Consider the following 4,876-nt stretch of genomic DNA (forward strand, 5'->3'; position numbering starts at 1 on the left):
CCGATCACCATGTTCACTCCGCCCTGATCGAGCCGGGCCAGCAGCTTCGGGATCTCCGCTGCCAGATGCTGGCCGTCCCCGTCGAACTGGATGGCGACCCGGTAGCCGTTTCGCGCCGCATACTTGAATCCGGTCTGCACCGCTCCGCCGATCCCCAGGTTTTTCGGCAGGTCGACCACCTGCGCCTTGCCGGTCGCCCTCGCCTGAGCCGAGGTAGCATCGGCCGAGCCGTCGTTGACTACCAGGATTTCCAGGGGGACATCGATGCTCTGCAGATCCTCGATCACCCTGGCGATGGCTTTCGCCTCGTTGTAGGCCGGCACGATGACCAGCAGATCGGCCTTTCTGGTCTGCGGCTCGAGCCGACCGAGGCCCATCTCCTGGATCAGTTCCTTGTTCTGCTCGGAGAGCCGGGTCATGACCACCGTCAGGTGAATGAGCAGAAGAAAGGTAAAGCCAGTCGTCATCAGGGTAAGGACGCTCGGCGGATAGGCGATGCCGAACAACCGGCCGAGGCGGTCGATGGCGAAGCGGTCGAGGGAGAGATAGAGGAGAAACAGACTCATGGCGAACCAGAGAATGGAGTACTCTTCCTTGATTCGCCGGTTCTTCACCAGCCCGAAGATGAATAGGAAAATGGTCAGGCTGAAGATGATGGAAAACAGCTGGATTCTGTCGAAGGTGAACATAGCCGGCATTATCGAGTGCCTCCCACTCCCGCCTTGGTTTCAATCATAGTCGAGCAACTCCCTGAAAGTCAGCCGATGCCGCCGCAACAGCTTCGCGAATTCCCGCATCGGCAGCTTCCTGTTATTCATCACCTGCCGGCGCTTGCGGAGGACCTGGAGTATTCCGCGCAGGCTGTCGAGAATGCCCTTCAGCAAAGCTTTGACGAGCGCTCCCCGGGAGCCGCCGGCACGGAACTCGCCGCCGGTTCCGCCCCCGGCCAGAACGGCAAGCACCTGTTCGACATAACGCCAGACCGTAAAAAAAGGCAGCGCCGCAAGGTGGCTCACAGGAAAATTTTTCCAGACCACCCAGTAGTGATTGCGCTCGACCAGGTAGACCTTGAAAGGCGAAAGGCTGCCGCTGGTCTGCGAGTATTTGTGATGGACGACAGCCTTGGTGGCAGCCACCGCTTCCCACCCCGCCAGCCTTCCCCTCATCCCGAGGTCGACATCTTCGGCGTAGGCAAAGAAATCATCGTCGAAAAAACCGGTCTCCGCGATCATCGCCCGCTTGTAGAGTGCTGCGCAGGCGCTGGGGATAAGGATCTCTTCCACCTCCTGCAGCCGGAGGGAGGACCAGCGCCTGTTGCGGAACTGCCCGCGCGCCATGCCGTCCCGGCAGATGTTCATGCCGATCGAGTCGATGATGTCGGGGTCGGAAAAGGCGCAGACCCGGCTTGCCACCATGCCGGCCCGGGGATAAGCATCCGCAACCCCGACCAGGGATTCCAGCCAGTCCGGCTCGACCCGGGTGTCGTTGTTCAGGGTGACGATATAGTCACCGCGGGCGCGCTCCAACCCGCGGTTGTTGCCGGTGGCGAAGCCGGTATTTTCCGGCAGCGGCACGAGCTGCACCCAGGGGTAGCGGATGCGCACGAACTCCACCGAGCCGTCCCGGGAGCCGTTGTCGACCAGAACCACTTCGAAATCGCGAAACGTCTGGGCGGCCAGGCTGTCGAGGCAGACCGGCAGATGCTCAAGGCCGTTCCAGTTGACGATGACAACTGAAAGCCGTGGAGCAGACTGTTGCTGAGCGGCGACCGTCGTTGCTGCCGACCGATGGGCGTCGGTGGGGCTGGCGATCATGGTTTCTGTCGTTCCATCTTCGCGACCTCGGCCAGGTTGTTCTCCAGCCTGGCAATCACGCTGTCGATGCCGTAGTTTTGCTTGACGAATTCGGCCCCGTTCGCTCCCAGGGTTCGGGCGTATTCCGGTTCCTGCAACAGCTTGACCACGTGGGCTGCAAAAGTCGCCGGGTCGTCCGCCACCAGCAGGTCGCGGCCTGGTTGGGCAGCGATCCCTTCGTTGCCGATGGAAGTGGCGACCACCGGTCGGGCGGCGGCCAGGGCGTCGAGGATCTTGACGATGATCCCGCCTCCGGTCAAGATCGGCGCCACGAACACCGCCGCTTCTTTGTAGCAGCGGTCAATATCGTCGACGAAACCGGGCACCTCCACCTTGGGGTCAGCTGCCGCTAGCATGGTCAATTCTTCCGGCGGACCGTTGCCGGCGATGATGAACCGCGCTTCGGGAATCTTGCGGCGGACCAGAGGGAGCACTTCCCGGTAGAACCAGAGCGCAGCATCGACGTTCACCTGGCGGTGCCGATAGGCGGCAAGGAAGAGAATCGTGTTCGGTTTCGTTGCGTGGTGCTGCCCGGAGATATCCATCCCCGCTGGGATCGGCACCGTCTTCACCCTGGCCGCAAGCTCCGGCGCCATCCGCAGCAGGTAGTGCCGGTCGAACTCCGAGACGGTGAAGATCGCGGCAAAACGCCGCATGATGCGGCGTTCGGCCGCCCGGGTCAGCAGATATCTGAGCCCGGCCGGCAGTCGGGCCGCCCCCCTTGCCTGCTGCATCCGCCGCTCGGCCGGTTTGGTGATGACATCGTGGGCGTCGAGCACCATCGGGGTCTTCCCCCTGCAGATGAGCAGGGCCGTCTCCACCCATTCCACCTGGACGACATCGAACTCTCCCGAACGGATCAGGCGATCGGCAAAGCGGCTGAAGCCGAGATAATTGCCGACCAGGCGCAGGCTTTCCAGCACCCCTCGCTGCGTCACACCCGGGTAGGTGAAGGGGTGGATCGTCGCACAGAGCGGCCGCAGCGAATCGAGCAGCGGCAGCTCCGACTCCTCCAGGCGAGTGGCGAGGTGGATCTCGTGCCGCTGTGCCAGGTTTCGCAGAATTTCATAGACATACCGCCCGCCGGCGTGTCGGGACTTCTGTTGGGGGAGGAACAGGCTGACGAACAGGATCTTCACCGGGACGGCCTCAATTCGACGGTTGTTCCAAGCTCATTTGCATGGCATTTAGAGAAACCCGAACAACGTGATGACAGAAATGCTCTATATTTTTGCGCCGATCGTTGCTTCCAATCAATCGATGATATCCCCATCCTTCAATAGCACCTTGCGCAGGTAAAAGGTCCTGAGCCGATCGAGCGCCTGTCGGCCGCACATCTGTAGTACGACCTGCTGAAGGACGTGCAGGATCATTGTCTTGTAATAGCTGGCGAGATAAGCGGCATGCCGACGGCTGAACCGTCCGAAGCTGCCCCGGTTGATCTGTTTCGCTTCGGCCAGTGACGCGACATAATACCGGCTGGTCAGGCCGGTATCCCGGTAGTTCACCAGATATGCTTCCACATGAACCATAGTCACCTTGGCGGCAGCCGCCCGCAACAGGAAATCATAATCCGCTGCGAACCGGAAATCCTCCCGGTATCCCCCGAGCTCCCGATAAACATCGCGATGCACGAACATCGCCTGATGGCAGATGGACATTCCCAGCCAGTAACGAAGAGAGGCATGGTTTCGGTACTTCAGGGATAGATCTTCCTGCAGCACGTAATTGTTGCCGTAATAGATACCTTCCGTTCTTTTTTCAAGGTAGGCCGCTACGGTTTTCTCCAGCGCGTCCGGCTCGTAAAAATCATCCGCATTGAGAAGGCCGATCAACTCTCCCTGCGCCAACCGCAGCCCCTTGTTCATTGCGTTGTAGATGCCGCTGTCCGCTTCGCTGACCCAGAAATCGATCCGGTCCTCGTATCTCCTGATGATGTCGAGCGTACCGTCGGTGGAACCGCCGTCGACCACGATGTATTCGAAATTCCGGTAGCTCTGACCCAAAACGCTGGTAATCGCCTGCTCGATGTGCTCTGCGCCATTGAAAACGACGGTGACGATCGACACCAGCGGGGCGCCGGGTTCGGATTGCCGGGGAGCGGCACCGGTAGTTCTGAGTCCACCGTTCATACTTTCAGACCCAGCGCTGTTCATCGTGACTGAAACAGAACAGGCCGTGCGGATTGAGCTTTTTCTTCCAGGCGATCGGCGCCTTCCACATGACGGCATCGAAACAGGCCCAGGCCAGATCGAGCGGATTCGGCTTTTTCCCGCCAAGGATTTCGCCCATCTCCTGCTGGTAGGCCGCCATGTCTTGGGAGAGCTGCCCCCGGTGGGTTCTGAAACCGCCGAGATGGCTCAGCACGACTTTCAACTCCGCCTGCCCGGCGAACTGGTGCCAGAGGTAATAATCCCCGGCGCTGCGGAATCGGGCCAGCCGCTCAAAATCAAGGAACTGATGCAGACGGGAGCTCCAGAAAGTCGATTCCTGCTGCACGAAGGGGAGCATCCGGCCGTAGACGCCGCACGCGAAGAGCCTTGTCCGGTAGCGGAACGGCAGGGAGATACCTACCAGTTGCGACTGCTCGTTGTAGTTGACCGAGAGGCCCGTCAGCCACTCCGCCCGGCCGCTGTCGAAAATGTCCAGCACGACATCGAAGGCATGCTTGTCGTAAAAGTCGCCGGCATTGATATAGGTACAGATTTCGCCCGTCGCCATCCTGAGTCCGCCAGCCAGCGCCTCGTACATGCCGTGATCGCTTCGGGACAGAATCCGTACCGAACCGTACCGGAATCCCTTCGACGCAGCTTCGGCAATAGCCACGGTCCGGTCGGTGGAAAGCCCGTCGCAGATGATGTACTCCAGCTCCGCCCGGCCCGACAGGAGCGCCGATTGGGTCAGCACCGATTCGACGGTTTCGCCGATGAAGCGTTCGGCGTTGCGACAGGGAGTAATGATGGAGATTTTTTTCATTGGCGCCTTTTGACTGTAGGGGCGAGGCATTGCCTCGCCCAGGGCGA

The 4,876-nt window shown here is 60.5% G+C and carries 5 protein-coding genes; all 5 read right to left on the reverse strand.

Going from position 1 to position 4,876, the window contains the following annotated elements; all coding sequences use genetic code 11:
- Positions 1–698, reverse strand: a 698-nt coding sequence (locus tag VD811_08690) for a DUF2304 family protein (GenBank protein ID HXV21048.1), incomplete at its 3' end; no start/stop codon positions are given.
- A gap of 30 nt (positions 699–728) precedes the next feature.
- On the reverse strand, positions 729–1,814 hold the full coding sequence (locus tag VD811_08695; GenBank protein HXV21049.1) for a glycosyltransferase family 2 protein: 1,086 nt from the start codon (positions 1,812–1,814) through the stop codon (positions 729–731).
- Positions 1,811–2,992, reverse strand: coding sequence for a glycosyltransferase family 4 protein (locus VD811_08700; GenBank protein ID HXV21050.1), 1,182 nt, complete (start codon positions 2,990–2,992; stop codon positions 1,811–1,813). The genes VD811_08695 and VD811_08700 overlap by 4 nt, the downstream gene beginning before the upstream one ends.
- A gap of 114 nt (positions 2,993–3,106) precedes the next feature.
- Positions 3,107–3,985 carry a glycosyltransferase family 2 protein gene (locus VD811_08705; GenBank protein HXV21051.1) on the reverse strand — a complete coding sequence of 293 codons (879 nt, stop codon included), beginning with the start codon at positions 3,983–3,985 and terminating at the stop codon, positions 3,107–3,109.
- A gap of 4 nt (positions 3,986–3,989) precedes the next feature.
- The gene (locus VD811_08710) at positions 3,990–4,829 is read right to left on the reverse strand and encodes a glycosyltransferase (protein HXV21052.1); all 840 of its coding nucleotides are present in this window, start codon (positions 4,827–4,829) and stop codon (positions 3,990–3,992) included.
- Positions 4,830–4,876: the final 47 nt, after the last annotated feature.

This window comes from Desulfuromonadales bacterium, assembly GCA_035620395.1.
In the GTDB taxonomy this organism is placed as follows: Bacteria; Desulfobacterota; Desulfuromonadia; order Desulfuromonadales; family DASPGW01; genus DASPGW01.

Excerpts from the sequence above, each read along its gene's own strand:
- VD811_08695 (HXV21049.1), bottom strand. The coding sequence starts at position 1,814 with ATGATCGCCAGCCCCACCGACGCCCATCGGTCGGCAGCAACGACGGTC.
- VD811_08710 (HXV21052.1), bottom strand. The coding sequence starts at position 4,829 with ATGAAAAAAATCTCCATCATTACTCCCTGTCGCAACGCCGAACGCTTC.
- VD811_08705 (HXV21051.1), bottom strand. The coding sequence starts at position 3,985 with ATGAACGGTGGACTCAGAACTACCGGTGCCGCTCCCCGGCAATCCGAA.